At 39.6% G+C, this 15,357-nt stretch carries 16 protein-coding genes; 6 read left to right on the top strand and 10 right to left on the bottom strand.

Annotation, left to right across the window (positions count from 1 at the left end; genetic code table 11):
- Positions 1 to 24 precede the first annotated feature (24 nt).
- Positions 25 to 2,487 carry an Hsp70 family protein gene (locus AA0X95_RS06175; RefSeq protein ID WP_413306664.1) on the bottom strand — a complete coding sequence of 821 codons (2,463 nt, stop codon included), beginning with the start codon at positions 2,485 to 2,487 and terminating at the stop codon, positions 25 to 27.
- A gap of 296 nt (positions 2,488 to 2,783) precedes the next feature.
- Here AA0X95_RS06175 and AA0X95_RS06170 point away from each other — a divergent pair, with 296 nt between their 5' ends.
- From AA0X95_RS06170 to AA0X95_RS06155, 4 genes are all read left to right on the top strand, one after another.
- Positions 2,784 to 3,548, top strand: a complete 765-nt coding sequence (locus AA0X95_RS06170) for an SDR family NAD(P)-dependent oxidoreductase (RefSeq protein WP_413306661.1) — start codon at positions 2,784 to 2,786, stop codon at positions 3,546 to 3,548.
- Between the two features lie 30 nt (positions 3,549 to 3,578).
- The gene (locus tag AA0X95_RS06165; protein ID WP_413306659.1) at positions 3,579 to 3,884 is read left to right on the top strand and encodes an ArsR/SmtB family transcription factor; all 306 of its coding nucleotides are present in this window, start codon (positions 3,579 to 3,581) and stop codon (positions 3,882 to 3,884) included.
- A gap of 257 nt (positions 3,885 to 4,141) precedes the next feature.
- Entirely contained in the window at positions 4,142 to 4,348 is a 207-nt protein-coding gene (locus AA0X95_RS06160) for a hypothetical protein (RefSeq protein ID WP_413306656.1), read from the top strand.
- An 88-nt stretch (positions 4,349 to 4,436) separates the two neighbouring features.
- Entirely contained in the window at positions 4,437 to 4,655 is a 219-nt protein-coding gene (locus AA0X95_RS06155) for a spore germination protein (RefSeq protein WP_413306654.1), read from the top strand.
- Between the two features lie 55 nt (positions 4,656 to 4,710).
- On the opposite strand, the gene AA0X95_RS06150 is transcribed toward AA0X95_RS06155, so the two are convergent.
- From AA0X95_RS06150 to AA0X95_RS06120, 7 genes are all read right to left on the bottom strand, one after another.
- Positions 4,711 to 5,616 carry a BadF/BadG/BcrA/BcrD ATPase family protein gene (locus tag AA0X95_RS06150; RefSeq protein WP_413306651.1) on the bottom strand — a complete coding sequence of 302 codons (906 nt, stop codon included), beginning with the start codon at positions 5,614 to 5,616 and terminating at the stop codon, positions 4,711 to 4,713.
- A gap of 12 nt (positions 5,617 to 5,628) precedes the next feature.
- Positions 5,629 to 6,300, bottom strand: coding sequence for an N-acetylmannosamine-6-phosphate 2-epimerase (locus AA0X95_RS06145; RefSeq protein WP_413306648.1), 672 nt, complete (start codon positions 6,298 to 6,300; stop codon positions 5,629 to 5,631).
- A 13-nt stretch (positions 6,301 to 6,313) separates the two neighbouring features.
- Positions 6,314 to 7,162 (bottom strand): MurR/RpiR family transcriptional regulator, encoded by an 849-nt coding sequence (locus AA0X95_RS06140; RefSeq protein ID WP_413306645.1) that lies wholly within the window; start codon positions 7,160 to 7,162, stop codon positions 6,314 to 6,316.
- A 15-nt stretch (positions 7,163 to 7,177) separates the two neighbouring features.
- Complete coding sequence (locus AA0X95_RS06135) at positions 7,178 to 7,999, bottom strand: carbohydrate ABC transporter permease (RefSeq protein WP_413306643.1); 822 nt, start codon at positions 7,997 to 7,999, stop codon at positions 7,178 to 7,180.
- A gap of 11 nt (positions 8,000 to 8,010) precedes the next feature.
- A complete protein-coding gene (locus AA0X95_RS06130) occupies positions 8,011 to 8,871 on the bottom strand; it encodes a carbohydrate ABC transporter permease (protein WP_413306641.1) in 861 nt (286 codons plus the stop codon).
- A 59-nt stretch (positions 8,872 to 8,930) separates the two neighbouring features.
- Positions 8,931 to 10,265, bottom strand: a complete 1,335-nt coding sequence (locus AA0X95_RS06125; RefSeq protein ID WP_413306638.1) for an ABC transporter substrate-binding protein — start codon at positions 10,263 to 10,265, stop codon at positions 8,931 to 8,933.
- 174 nt (positions 10,266 to 10,439) lie between these two features.
- Positions 10,440 to 10,883, bottom strand: coding sequence for a VanZ family protein (locus AA0X95_RS06120; protein ID WP_413306634.1), 444 nt, complete (start codon positions 10,881 to 10,883; stop codon positions 10,440 to 10,442).
- Positions 10,884 to 11,175: 292 nt separating this feature from the next.
- Here AA0X95_RS06120 and AA0X95_RS06115 point away from each other — a divergent pair, with 292 nt between their 5' ends.
- Positions 11,176 to 12,528 carry an MDR family MFS transporter gene (locus AA0X95_RS06115; protein ID WP_413306631.1) on the top strand — a complete coding sequence of 451 codons (1,353 nt, stop codon included), beginning with the start codon at positions 11,176 to 11,178 and terminating at the stop codon, positions 12,526 to 12,528.
- Between the two features lie 58 nt (positions 12,529 to 12,586).
- Here AA0X95_RS06115 and AA0X95_RS06110 read toward each other — a convergent pair whose 3' ends face one another.
- A complete protein-coding gene (locus tag AA0X95_RS06110; protein ID WP_413306629.1) occupies positions 12,587 to 13,393 on the bottom strand; it encodes a prohibitin family protein in 807 nt (268 codons plus the stop codon).
- An 86-nt stretch (positions 13,394 to 13,479) separates the two neighbouring features.
- On the opposite strand from AA0X95_RS06110, the gene AA0X95_RS06105 reads away from it, so the two are divergent.
- A complete protein-coding gene (locus AA0X95_RS06105) occupies positions 13,480 to 13,707 on the top strand; it encodes an Ig-like domain-containing protein (protein ID WP_413306626.1) in 228 nt (75 codons plus the stop codon).
- Positions 13,708 to 13,810: 103 nt separating this feature from the next.
- Here AA0X95_RS06105 and xylB read toward each other — a convergent pair whose 3' ends face one another.
- Positions 13,811 to 15,343 carry a xylulokinase gene (gene xylB, locus AA0X95_RS06100; RefSeq protein ID WP_413306623.1) on the bottom strand — a complete coding sequence of 511 codons (1,533 nt, stop codon included), beginning with the start codon at positions 15,341 to 15,343 and terminating at the stop codon, positions 13,811 to 13,813.
- Between the last annotated feature and the right edge of the window lie 14 nt (positions 15,344 to 15,357).

Below are 15,357 nucleotides of genomic sequence, written 5' to 3'. Positions count from 1 at the left end.
CTAACCCCTGTTCCCCTATGAAGCTTAATGTTTCACTAGATTTATTTGCTCTCTTAAACTTTGTTTCACTTTCTCTACTCCTATTATGGAAATGAGTTCTTCTACCAAATCTTGAATCTCGTCTATAGATACCTCTTTCTCAACGACTTGGTTTTCTTCCCTTATATTTACAAATGTCCCTTTCTTTAAAGCAATTTCATTCTTGAAGTGTATATCATTCCTTGCAGCCTCTTTAGTTAAAGTTAGACTCTTTAGAATCTGACCTGAAACCAAGTCTTGCACCTTAATTCGGAATAGATGATTCTTATCTATTTCAATCGTAAGCTCAATTTGCAGTTCTCCCTTTGGCGCTTTAGGAAGGTCTTTAATTTGAAAAAAGACCAGTGTTTTATTTTTTGATATCTGCGTTTGATTTCCTAACAAAATATGAAAATCCATCTCCGTTTGATGATCCCTTGTTGTCGTGAACACGTTCGAGTGACTAGCAGGAATGGTTGTATAAGGTTTTACGAGTTCCATTATGGATTGAGAGGCTGTTTGGATGCCGATTGAATGACCTGTAGCATCTAGAAAAACCATATCCTTTAAATCGCCAGTTAATAGACCTGCTTGGAGTGCTGTCCCTTTCACAGCTAAATCAGCGTCTAGAATTTCAACCGGTTTTTCACTGCCAAAGATTGTAGAAATCATTGGTATTTGAGAGGAACCTCCACTTAGAACGATTCTATCAATATCATCAGGCACTATTTTACTATCAAAAAGCACATTTTCTATTTTTAACTTTATTTTATCAACTAAATGACTAATTAATTGTTCAAATTTATCAATAGTTAACGTGCTCTCAATACGGTAAGAATGCTCACCATTAACGTAAATATCGGGTAACAGTATATTAGTGCTGGAAATTGATGCCAGTTCAATCTTTCCATTTTCAGCTGCATGCTTTAAACGTCTAACAGCCATAGGATCTTTAGAAAGATCCAGTTGATATTTCTCATTAAACTCTTTTAATAGATGATGAACGATAACTAAATCAAAATGCTCACCGCCAAGCTCAAAATCATCGCTATGAGTGACTACTTCATGCACACCCTCACCTATATTCATGACTGCAATATCCAAAGAACCTCCACCGATATTTACGAATAGTATGGTTTCATCCTCTTTTTTTATTTCCTTACCATAGGCCAATCCTAGTGCTTTCGCCTGACCAATCACTCGTAATACTTCCAATCCACTAAACCTTTTAAGAGTATCTTTAAGTGCTTTTGTAAAAATGTAATCATCTAAATTTGACGAAGTAATTACACACTTTTCCATACGTTCCCCTAATGATTCCTCGAGCAAATCATTTATACAATTTAGATACCTACCTAGCAATTCTTCGCCGGTATAGTTCTTTTCATCAATAATGTAGGCTTTATTTTTGCCTATTCCCTGAATTAATCCAGAAAAGGTTTGAGTATTTGAAGAAGCTGCATTTTTAGCTAGACTCCCAATCTCCCAGTCGCCATCTATATATGATAAGAAAGATGGAAAAGTAATTACCGGGCTAAATTCATTTTTTATTAAAAAGCAAACTCTGGTATTGGAAACACCTAAATCAATAGCAAAAACATTTTGGCTTATTTTGTTATTACATGACTCGGTTCCTATTTCATCGTTTTTTTTACTATGATGAATAGTCAACGTACTTCCCTCGTCAGCAACTAGAGCCTTATCTTCGAAACGTTCAATCTGACAATCCTCAATAACCGCCTTTGATTCTTTTTCTACTAAGATACCATTGCCTTTTCCAGAATGAATATAGGACCCGCTTATTACAGGATTGCTATGATCATTTACCCAAATAGCTGGGTATTTCTCATGTATTTGGTATATTTCACAATTTGTAAGTATCCCTCTACCATTGTTGTCAAAAACAACCCCCATCGCTTTTCCATCATAGATTTTGCAGTTTTTGACGACTGGATGACTGCCATCCATAATCCATAAAGCAGGAGAGTAAAAACCATTTAGCTCACAAGAATCAATTGTTCCCTTAGCAAAATTAGAAAAAACAATCCCTTTCCCTTTTCCATTGGATAGTTTGCATTGCCGAATGACGGGATCTGCCATATTGGCAATATTTATACAATCAGCTATTCCGGCATAAATGTGACAGTCCTCAATCACAGGTTTACCTTTAGGAATTTCAATCGCATGTCCTATTCCACTTTTGGATTGTGAAATGGTTAATCCTTTTATAAAAACTTCTTCCTCTGTATCAATTAATATGACCGTCTCCTTAGCTTCGAGAATCACCATGTCAATCGAACCATTACCAATAATTTGTATTTTTTTATTAATAATAATCTCTTCTTCGTATCTACCAGGTTCAACAATGATAGTCGAACCTTCCGGGGCCTCATATATTGCTTCATTAATACTGCCGTATCTAACCCCTGGTTTTTTAGATACATGAAGGATGTTAGGTTGATTATTCATTACTACCAATCCCTTTTACCTATTTGTCTTTTATTCTATAATAATATTTGAACAATAGTGCAGATATTTTTTCCGTAACAAGAAAATTAACCCTTGATTTCCAACCTTATGCTCATACATATGTAATCACTCCTAAATCTACTATTACTTAGTAATGCGATTGGCAGATTGTAAGGTTTCATATTTTAACCATTTGGCAACTGTTGACATATGGATGTCTTTTGGTTATTATATGTTTAAACACTTAAACATTTAAACGTTTAAACATATATTCACAACTTATGGAGGTTCATTTTATGAAAAAAACGGCATTAATTACCGGCGCAACCAGCGGTTTAGGCTATGAGTTTGCTAAACTGTTTGCTAAGGATGGCTATAATCTTGTTTTAGTCGCAAGAAACGAGAGCACTTTAAATGAATTGAAACAAACCTACTCAAATGTAGAAGTAACCGTTATTCCTAAGGACTTAAGTGTGCCAGGCGCGGCGAAAGAAGTGTATGAAGAAGTAGAACAAAATGGAATATCGGTTGATGTTCTCGTGAATAATGCCGGCTTCGGATTAATGGGCAAATTCGATGAGCTCGAACTCGAGAAACAATCAAATATGATTCAATTAAACATTACGGCTCTTACGGAACTCACCTATTACTTCCTGCCGAAAATGAAGCAAAGAAAGAGCGGCAGAATTCTAAACGTTGCAAGTACAGCCGCATTCCAGCCAGGTCCATTGATGGCGGTCTATTTTGCTAGCAAAGCCTATGTCCTCTCTTTCTCGGAAGCACTTGTGGAGGAGCTTGCCGGTACTGGCGTGACAGTAACCACCCTTTGCCCGGGTGCTACAAAAACAAACTTTGGTGTGGTGGCAAGTGTGGAAAATTCGAAAATGTTCAGTTCAGCGATGTCCTCTGATGTGGTGGCAAAGCAGGGATACGAGGCATTGATGCACGGGAAACGCGTTATTGTGACTGGAGGCTTAAATAAAGCTGGGGTACTTGGGGCAAAATTCATGCCAAGAAACCTGGCCGCGAAGATATCCAAATATGTAACCGGTGAAAAGTAATTTTTACAAACAAAGGGGGAAATGTTAGGCATGGCCCAACAAGCAATCGATGTATTTCGCTCATGTATACCGTTATTCACCGCTCTTGCGGACCCAGCAAGGCAGGACATCATCCTGTTGCTTGCGGAAAAAGAGCCGTTAAGTGTCAATGAGATCGCCGAGCAGTCGAACCTGTCGCGCCCGGCCATCTCCCACCACTTAAAAATCATGCGCGACAACCATCTTGTCGTCAGTGACCAAAAAGGAACACAGCGCTATTATTCCCTTTCACTGGAGCAGAGTGTCGCGCAATTAAAGCAGCTAATTGAGATCGTTGAAAGTGAGTGCATTTTGTGACTCACTTTTTTTTTACATTAAATCTTCAAATCTCCTCAAAAAGTCCAAATCCTGTTACTCTAAAAAGCAAATTCCCTGTAAAAACAACCTTCGTTCGATATGTGTTATACTAATCAAACGTTTGATTAAAAACCGTACCAACCTTCATTGTTACTGTTTTTCTTGTTACTTTCCCGCAAAAAACATGTCGAGCTGTGACTATACACATATAACTCTTCACATAGGAATATAGATGTACAAGCGAGGGGGAACGGAGAGTGGATATCCATGGACTTCTAAGCTTTATCCTCTTGAGGGTAAAAGAATTCATTATCTTTTATCTATGCATCTTACTAGGGGAATGGTTTGCGGAAAAACACGGCTGGAACATATTTGAACGAGCCTGGCTCATCACCATCATTGCCTTATCCATCTTAACCTTTGTATTCTGGTCCTACTTTGGGAGGAGCCTGAGATGGTTTTAGAAGTTTTTGTGGACTGCACCAATGAACAAGTGGTTGGTATCTAGCATAGATTAGATTACAAGAATTTACTCATAAAGGATGTTTTTGTATGTCTTTTGGACCTGGGCAAGTGAAGATTGAAACGATAAGTGGTGGAGTCGTACAGTTTGGCGGCGCGGTATTTGTTTCACCGAAAAATGCGATTAAAACCTTGCATGGTTCAGGTGCTTCCAATACAGGCGCTTCCATTGTCACGATTACAGGAGCAAGTTCAACCAACACGATAGATACTGACATAGTGGATCAGCCAATCGTGAATGATAACTAGCAGGCGATGGAATCATAATATAAAAGAATAAACGAGCAGGGTGATGGGTGCTCGTTCATTCTTTTTTATGTAATTCTAAATATCGCAAAATACCATATGCAGGTTTTACAATCGTATGATTTTTCACTAATAAACCTTTCACCTGCATTTGATGAAGGAATTCTTTTTGAATGGAAAGCGCTCGGAACACTCCTCCAGAGGTATAGATTGGTATGTCACCCAACTTTTCCACCATTTTGACTCCTAACTTTACTAAATAGGAAACACCGGTTTGAATGATATCTATAGCAATAGGGTCACCCTTTTGTACAATTTCATCTAATTTAGGTAAAAGAAAGGCAATTTCTTGGTCGGAATAACGACCTGAATACAAAGCATGTGTGAGTTCAAATTCTTGATTTATATGAAAATAGTCTTTCACCACTTCTTGAAGAGGAGTAATATCTGTAAGGCCATTCATGGAGCGCAGTGCAGCTTTGATAGTTTCTAAGCCAAACCAATACCCGCTTCCTTCATCCCCCAATAAATGCCCCCACCCTCCAAGGCGACAAGATTTCCCTTGTTCATTTTCGCCATAAGCGATGGTACCGCCCCCACTAAGGATAACAATTCCAGGACCACCATTTGTGACAGAAGACCAATTACCAACGTAATCAGGAATAACCAAAGTCTTTGTAATAAGCAAAGGAAAGGTTTGAACGAGATTTTGGATATGCGATACAATGAATGCCTCACCATGAAACCCACTTAAACTAAACGCCAGTTGGTAGGAATTCTTTCCCTTATGAAGGGAGGTAAGTTTAGTTAATAGAGACGTTACAATCTCAGTCAATCGAGTCATGCCTTCGGATGATGCAGGGTGCAAAATGGGTCGCTCCAACCATGATTCCACCCTTTCCTCTCCATCTATTAGCATTACTTCCGTTTTTGTTTGTCCACCATCCACCACCACACTTATCATACTATTTACTCCCTATTGGCATGCTTCCACATACCATCGTGTGATGGAAAGCGGGTCGGTTATGGCCGTACCAACGACCACAAAATAAGCTCCATGTTCCAATGCTTTCTTAGCCTCAAGTGGGGTCCTAATATGTCCTTCACAAACGGTACGGATGCCCTTATCTACAAGGGATTGAATGAGCGGGTAATCAGGTTTAGAGCGGTTATGACTATCTCTTGTATATCCAGAAAGTGTCGTGGCAATCAAATCTGCCCCAGAATTCCATGCTCGTTCCCCTTCTTCCAAAGTCGAAACGTCTGCCATAACAGGAACCTTCAGCTCTTCTTGAATCCGTTTCAATAATCCCTTTAATACCTTGTCATCGGGTTGATTTTCATAGGTAGCCTCCACAGCTACTATATCAGCACCCGCCTCAACAATGTTCTTCGCGTGCTCAAAACTAGGAGTGATAAAGTATCTCCCTTTTACGTTCGTAGGGACCTTATATATACCAATAACAGGGAGTGAAATGACCTTTTTTATTTCTTGAATATTAACAGGATGATCCGCGCGAATAGCTCCCGCACCCGCTCTTTCTGCACATAGAGCTAAACTTGCTAATACTTCAGGTTTATTTAATGGATGATCATTATGTGCCTGGCATGAAACAACCATCTGATTTCGCAATTTCTCTAAGTTCATTCCATCACCCCATTTAATATAATTTTCTACTGCTCGCTTTTGCTGTAATTTCCATAGACTCTTTTCCTCTCTTACCCATCTTTGACAAAATAGAGTCAAATAAAATTTCTAATATATGAAGCTGGGCAATAATGGAGGAAAAAGCACTTCCTTCGGTCGGTTTTTCTCTTGATGCACTTAAAAGCAATACATCAGCAAATTTCGTAGCTGGTGATTTTGCATGACTTGTCATGACAATCACCTTTGCCCCGTTTTCATTTGCTGCCTGTGCAACATCGACTGAATCAACAGTACTACCCGAGACACTAACCACCACTATGACATCCTCTTTCGAAAGCAATGATGCTTTGACAGTACCAAGATGTCCATCTGTAACCACCTCTACCGGCAGCCCTAAGCGTAGGAATCGAAAATGAGCGTTTTGCGCGGTCGCCCCTGAGGAACCCACTCCAAAAAAGAGAATCTTTTTTCCATTTAAAAGCAGGTTTGCAGCATGATCAAGCTCTGATTCAGATAGTAGATTAGCTGTATCCTGTAGTAGCCGCTTATTTTTCTCTGTCAATTCTTCCATCCTGTTATCAAAGGATAGAGAAGCCGACTCAAGTTCTGAGGTTACAGACTGAGCAAGAGCAATTTTAAAATCTTGAAATCCTCTATAATTCACACTTCTGCAAAATCGGAGAACACTGGTTTCACCTACGCTTGCTTTTTCTGCTAAATCAGTAATACTTGCATACATCACAACCATAGGTTCATCCAGCACTGCAGCAGCTATTTTTTTTTCTGTTTTGGTTAAAGAAGGGTACACACTTCGTATGTGAGAAATCAAATTAACAGCTGAAGTAGTCTGTTGTTCCGTCATAGGATTCATCCTTTCTTACCCTTTTAACGATCCGGCTGACAAGCCTTTAACTAAATACCGCTGCGCAAAAAAGGTAAATAGGAGCGGCGGCAGGATAGACAACAGTGTTGCAGCGGAAATGTCTCCCCATTTTATCCCCCAGCTTGTGATAAACATCGTCGATCCGAGTGTAACAGGCGTAGCATTTTTTAAAGCAATAATGACAGCGAATAAATAATCATTCCATGAGAAAATAAATGTTAAGATTCCAACAGAAGCAATTCCTGGTCCCATAAGAGGGATGATTATTTTCAATAAAATTTGAAACACATTGCACCCATCGATTACAGCTGATTCCTCAATTTCTCTTGGCACCTCACGTAAAAATCCAATCATTAAAAGGAGTCCAAGTGGAAGATTTAAAAAGATATTAATAAGAACTAGACCTGTAACCGTATCGAGAAGTCCTAAATATTGAAACATCATGTAATAGGGAATAGCAAAAATAATCGGGGGAAACAACCTCAAACCTGTAGCAAACGGCATTAGATGCTTCCGACCAAATCCAAGTCTGACAATCGCATATGCTGATGGTAAACAAATTAAAATGACTAGCAAACTTGTAGACACAGCCAAAAAGATACTGTTCAAAAAGAATTGAGGAAAATCATATCCGGCTGCATAGAGAACATTTTGAAAATGCTCGAATGTGGGTGTAAACCAGAATTTTGGCGGCTGAGCAGAGATGTCCCCTTCCGTCTTCAAGCTGGTAAAAATCGTATTAATCAAAGGGATATTCAAGATGAATGCAATAAAGATGACAGTAATCGTTATTCTCCAGCCTTTTGTTGATTTCAACCTGTTCCCCCCTAAACTTGTTTGGCACCCAATCGTTTTAATAAAAAGGACAGAAGTACTAGGAGCATGAGAGCAATAAGAATCGAGGCAGCCGATGCCTCACCAATATTCCCATCTTTAAATGCAGTTTTGTAAATAAAAATACTCGCTGATGTGGTGGTGTTTCCTGGTCCTCCATTGGTTAGCACATAAATTACATCAAACGTTCGAAATGAATCAATTCCCCTTAAAAAAGCTGCTATCAACAAAATCGGTGAAACAATAGGGAGAATTACCTTTTGAATCGTTTTCCAGTAAGAAGCCCCATCAATAGCTGCTGCTTCATACAAACCGTGATCAACCGTTTGAAGACCGGAATATAAAATGAGGAAGGTAAATGGAACCCACTGTATGATATCAAGTACAATCAGAAGCGGTACAATGGTGGATGGATCAAATAAATTTACGTTCAGGCCCATTTTCGTAAAAAAATAAGTGGCCACTCCTATATTTTCATTTAAGATTAATCGGAGCATGATCCCCATTAAGGAAGGAGCAATCATGATTGGAATAAGAATAAAACTAAGCAATAGACGTTTTCCTGGAAACCTCCGGTCAAATAATAGGGCAAGACCAAAACCTAAGATTAATTCCAAAACAGTAGTAAGAAAAGTAAATCGGACCGTAAACCACATCGATTGCCAAAAATCCTCATTCTGAAGAACCTTCATGTAATTTTCAATTCCAGTAAACGAGAAATCCGGATTTCCGATTGTCATGTTTTGGGTACTTGTAAAAATACCGTAAATGGCGGGGAATGCTACAAGAACCAGCAAAAAGAGAATTAAAGGAGAAGCTAACAACCACCTCGCCCATTTTTGATTTTGATACATATACTCACCTCATTTTAGAAAGAAAAAGGGAGAGCAAGTTGCCTCCCCTCATTCATCCCTTACTTTTTCAATAAGGACTTTACGGATTCTTGTGCTTTCTCTAGTGCTTGATCGATATCTCCTTGGCCAACCCAAGCGCCACTTAATTCTTTTGATAATGCCTCAAGTATTGGTTGTGTTTGCGGAAGGATTGGAACAGAATATCCATATTCGTCAATATGCTTTGAGATAATTGGTAAAACTGGGTTGTCTGACCCCATATTTTCAAGGACGGATGCAAGCGGCGGTATTCCCCCGTTTTTTGCATATGTTGTGAGTGCTTGTTCTTTGGTTAAATAATCCATCCATTTTAGAGCTGCTTCTTTGTGCTTACTATATTTATTTAATCCAACGGCAAGTGCATGAACATGTGTTTTTCCTCCAGGAATCGGTGCGACCCCAATTTTCCCAGCAACATTTGGTGAGCGTTTTGGATCATTCAATTCTCCATAGGCTGCGGACCATTGAATTGCAAACGCTGCATTTCCGGATTTTACTGCTTCTTGAGTCTCCGCATATTCTGCAACAGAGGAGTTTGGTGAAGTATATTGATTTTTATATATTGTTTGGTAAATCTGCATCGCTTTTTTCGCAGGTTCTGAAGTTAACGTAACGTTTCCATCTTGATCTAACCAGCTTCCGCCGTTACCCCAAAGTACGTCATCCCAAATCATTGTATTGAAAATCAAGCTCTTTAATTGAAGAGCTGTCCCGTACTTTGTTGGAGAATCACTATTTTCTTTTTGGGTAAAGAAAGCAGCCGTTGCAACAAAATCATCCCAGTTCCAATCTTTTGGATCCTTTGGCTCTAATTTTTGACCTACGGCTTTTTCACTTACTTTTTCATAAGCCGCCTTCCAATCCTTGTCTGCCAATAATTTTTCTATTAAATCAGTACGATAAAATAAAAAGTGATTACTTACATCCATTGGAATCCCGAGTGTTTTCCCCTCAACAGTTAATGAATCTACGGCAGACGGCAAGTAGTTTTTTAAATTTAATTGATCATTTAATGGATCTAAAGAGGGAGCATGTTGTCCAATGATATAGCTAGCTGTAAAATACATATCCACTTCACTTGATTTTGAACTCATCATAGTTGCTTCCTTTTCATACGTTCCATCACGACTTAACAACACCATTTCAACGTTTACTTTGTCCTTTTTCCCTTGGCCATTATTGTATTCATCGACTACTTTCTTCATGGCATCTGACTCAGGTCCAGGCCAATATACCATCGACACTTTCGTAGCCCCATTGGAAGTATTGGAAGAGTTAGATTTGCCTGAACAAGCAGCAAGCAATCCTAAAATCAGTGAAAGACAGACAATGAATAGTAAGCTTTTTGACTTCATAAACTACCCCCTCTTTGTATTGTCAAATTAATTATATTTAGCAAAATAAAAGTAAATACCTTTTTTATCTTTAAGAGTGGAGAAAATTTCCTCCATTTTAATTTGGATGATTGTGAAAATTATCTATAGGCAAAAAAAATAAAAGGGCACATCGAGTGTCCTTTCATTCTTTTTCTAATATGATTTCGTCCTTTTTTTTCTAAAGAAATAAACCATGGACAAAACAACCAATGCCCCACAGGCATCAATTAGGACATCCTTATAAGATGCCATCCTGCCAGGCATAAAAGATTGATGGTATTCATCGCTTATCGCGTACAGGGACGTTAGGACCCATGCGAGTATGTACGGAAAACGAGTGGTTTCCAGTGATTTGAACAGCAAAAAGGCAAGGAAACCAAATGCCGTAAGATGTGTCGCCTTTCGAATTAGTAAGTTCAACACCTCAATCACCTCATTGTCCGCACTTGGTGTATCGATGCTTTTACGTTCTGTATCAACTACCTTTTCAATGGTTTTTGACGTATTATCCCCCGTAAAATACGGAAGCTGGGTCGCACAAAAGATTGCCATCATCCATATGATGGCCGCTATGATCCACCATTTTCTTTGTCCCATGTACAAAACCATCCTTCTTTCATAAAAATGAGATACCCTTATTCTACAGGAAACTGGTTTTGTTAACTATTTTCTACACGTTTTCAGAGGAAAGCTACACACTTTTCTCGTTTATCTACACAAAATCCAATGATATCTACACATTTTATATAGATATCTACATATCTATTAATTAGGCCCAGCGCTTTACCGCATTCTTCTTGACAGGCACCCCAATTTGTTTTACTATATCTCAAGTTCAAGATTTTTACAGTACGAAAAAATTTTTTCAAAAAACAAAGGGGTTATATAGATGAAAAGCAGAACAACTGTGATGGTTAGTATTGTTCTTGCGATGCTGGTTGCATCCATCGATTCGACGATCATGAATACGACGATGCCCATCATAGCAAAGGAGTTAGGCCGATTTGACCTCTATGCGTGGTCGTTCGCGTCTTACATGATTACCAGCACCATTCTTTCACCTGTGGCTGGTAGATTATCAGATTTATTCGGACGTAAAAGAGTATTTGGTACCGGAATCCTCCTATTCCTAGTAGGATCGCTCCTTTGCGGGATTTCCGCCAACATGGTTCAATTGGTCCTTTTCCGTGCTGTGCAAGGAATCGGCGCAGGATTCATGATGCCGTTCCCTGCCATCATTGCTGGTGACTTGTTTTCTGTTGAAAAACGAGGCAAAATCCAGGCGCTATTTACGGCAATGTGGGGCTTATCCGCCGTGCTTGCACCATTGCTAGGATCATTCTTTGTCGAGTTTATGACTTGGCGCTGGATTTTCTTCGTCAATCTGCCGGTGTGTATTATTTCGTTTATCACACTGCTGCCTTATAAAGAAAATTATCAGCCAAAAAAAGCGAAGGTCGATTACATCGGTGCCATTCTCTTTGCGATTGGGGTCACGTTCCTTCTATTAGATACAATCGTGAAGGACAATCGCGACCTATACGCAATCATTGGAATTGTCTTCTTAGTGGTTTTTTACTTCTTCGAAAAGAAACAAGAGTCACCCATTGTTCCACTGTCTATGTTTAAAAATAAGATGATTTCTCGCATAAACATCAATGCCTTTATTGGGACGACCGCTTTATTTGGGGCTTCCAGCTTTGTTCCCTTGTTCTTGCAAAATATCGCTGGGCTTTCGCTGTTCCTTAGCGGTGTGGCCTTACTCGGAACAGCTATCGGCTGGATGGCCGCGGCCGTGCCTGCAGGTAAGTGGATTCTCAAATACGGTTATCGCATCTTGTTAATCATCGGAAATGCGTTATTGTTCCTGTCTGGTTTCCTGTTAACAATGCTTGACCCAAGCCACGGTTTTTGGTTTGTCTTCTTAGTCATGATTGTTCAAGGCTTAGCGTTTGGTCTTCTGACTACGGTTGGCATGATTGGCGTGCAACAGCTCGTCGGTCCGACGGAAAAAGGAATCTCCACTTCCTTCTTTATGTTCTGCCGGAACATGGGAACTGCGATTGGTGTTACCATCATGGGTGCATTATTAACTAGCGGTGCTAACTTCATGGAAGGCATTCACCACCTCTTTATATTCGGATTCGTGGGAAGTATCTTGGCCTTCCTTACCTCCTTCTTGGTTCAGAAGGACTCATCATCAGAGCAACAAGGAATGGTGGCTAAACCGAAAATGAGTTAAAAAAAATGTGGGGACAGTCCCCCAGCGCATTAAAGCGCTGGGGGACTGTCCCCTCTCTTTATTTTTGTTTCTCGAGCCCATTTACATCAATGAACGGTGTGGCTCCACCTGTGACACTTGGAAGGCGGCCATCCCATTTCTCCAATGCCTTCTCTTGAACTTCAATTTGTTTTAATTGGATTAACTCTGGCGTGACTTCTTGCTTTTTCAAACGTAAGGCTTCTGCTTCTGCCCCTGCTTGAGCCACTTTCTGCTCCGCTTCAATTTTGATTCTTTCGAGGTCCCGTTGCGCCCTTAATGCGTTTTGTTCCGCGGTTTGCTTGGCTTCAATCGCTTTATTGAATTCTTCGCTAAAAGCAAACTCTTTGATATTAATATCTTCTAGAATCATATAATACTTTGTTAATTTTGCAGCAAGCATCTCTTTTACTTTTGCTGATACCTCTGGACGCTTCGAAATCAATTCTTCTGCTGTATATTGTGCGGTAATGGCTTTTAAAGATTCCGCAATCGCGGGATCAACAATCCGAGAACGATAATCCAATCCGATATCTTGATAAAGTTTATTCGCAGCTTCCGGATTAACAGAAAAGTTAACGGCCACATTTGTGGTAACGGTTTGGAGATCCTTGGAGGCGGCTGTCTGAGAGCTTTCTTCTTTTTGTACCCGTACCTCAATCGGTTGAACGGTTTGGATAAACGGAAGCTTAAAATGAAACCCCTCCGTTAAAATCGTTGGCTTAACGGCCCCTAATTGTAATAGCACTCCACGATAGCCGGATGCAACTGTGGTAGTCGAAAAAAAGCCAACTACTAAAATCACAATGGCAATGGCCCCACCAATTATCGATTTCCTATATTGCATGTTGCTCCCCCCTTTTATTACTCAAACAAAGCTTTTACACAGAAAAATAACTGTTTACCTAACTGTATGAAAAATTTATCAACATTATGAAATTAGAACCAATGACCCTTGCTTACCTTTATCACTGTGACGTATTACCCCATTGGGGGACTGTCCCCACGAAAAGAGTGAAAAGCATTGCAACAGTTGACCAAAACGGCGTGCTTCAAGCTGGTAAAAAAGGCAAAACAACGATTACGGTTTCTTACCATGGAGTAAAAACAGAGCTTAGCATTCATGTGAAACAAATGCCTCCTGGGCAAAAGAAAAAGTAGAAAAGTGGGGACAGTCCCCCGTTGCGTTAAAGCGCCGGGGAAAAAATGAAGTAAATAGTAGAAACTAAACATTAAAAAAAGATGGGATTTGTATCCCATCTTTTTATTTAACTGCTAATTTATGAAGTGAAGAAAAGGTCTCATATAAATTAAAATAAAGCTCTTTATAAATAGTGTAATAGTCTTCATATCTTTCGACAAATTCTTGGGTAGGTTCAACTGCATCATAATACTTAACGGTTTGGGAACACGCTTCTTCCACAGATGAATAGATGTTGGTTCCAACACCGGCTAATAGAGCCGCACCAAATGCAGGTCCCTCATTTGCGTGAATCCTATGTATTTTTTGATTAAAAACATCAGCAAATATTTGGCGCCACACAAGACTTTTTGCTCCCCCGCCTGATAATCGAATCTCGGTATTGGGAATTTTTAAATCATCTATCAAACTTAAACAATCCTTAAGACTAAAGGCTACGCCTTCCATAATAGAGCGAATGAAATGCTCTTTCCCATGCCTTGTTGTGATTCCAATAAATGTCCCTTTGGCATAAGAGTCCAAATGAGGAGTCCGCTCACCCATTAGATAAGGAAGAAACACAAGTCCTTCAGACCCTGGCTTAACATCCATAGCTTTTTCTGAGAAAATATCATAAACATCTTTCTGTAGAGATTTTGCATGCTCCATTTCACTCAATCCAAAGTGATTTCGGAACCATTGTAACGACCCTCCAGCAGCTTGAGTAACACCCATAACATGCCACTTACCAGGTACAGCATGACAAAAGCTATGAAGCCGACCAAGTGAATCCTTTTTGATTTCATCTGTTGATGCAAAGACAACACCTGATGTCCCTATTGTTGCCGAAATAACCCCGGCGTGAACAATACCATTACCGACTGCACCTGCAGCTTGGTCTCCTGCACCTCCAACTACAGCTGTACCTTCAGCTAGTCCTGTTTCTATTTCTGCAAGTTTAGACACTGTTCCTGATATCTGATTAGATTCTCTAACCTCTGGTAACCAATCATTCTCAATACCTAGTAATGTTACCATCTTGGAAGACCACTTCCTGGATGCCACATCTAATAACAAAGTACCCGATGCGTCAGAAACTTCAGTAGCAAATTCCTGAGTTAGCTTATAGCGAATATAATCTTTCGGCAATAAAACTTTATGAATTTTTTCATATATAGTAGGTTCATTATCTCTTACCCATAATAGCTTCGTTGCTGTATAATTTGGTAACGGAGTATTAGATGTCAGTTCAATAATCTTTTCCGTACCGATGGAGTCACGCATCCATTCTACTTGCTGACCGGTTCTTTGATCACACCAAATAATTGCTGGTCTTAACACAGTTCCGTTTCGATCAACCAGGACAAGACCATGCATTTGACCCGATAAACCAATACCTCTGATGGAAGAAGCTTTTATTTTCGCCTGTTTAAAAATCATTTGAATGGTTTGTTTTGTTGCATTCCACCAATCTTCCGGATGCTGTTCTGCCCATCCAACCTGTGGTTGAAGCATAGGATATTCTGCATATGCTGAAGTGACAAGTTCACCATCATAGCGAAATAAACAGGTTTTTGTCCCTGAAGTACCGATATCGATTCCAAGTAAATATCCCATTATATACATCCTCC

The sequence above is a fragment of the Neobacillus phoenicis genome, from assembly GCF_047302305.1.
GTDB lineage: Bacteria > Bacillota > Bacilli > Bacillales > Cytobacillaceae > Neobacillus.
The sequence above is the reverse complement of the archived record's forward strand: the minus strand, read 5'-3'. Positions and strand labels throughout refer to the sequence as shown.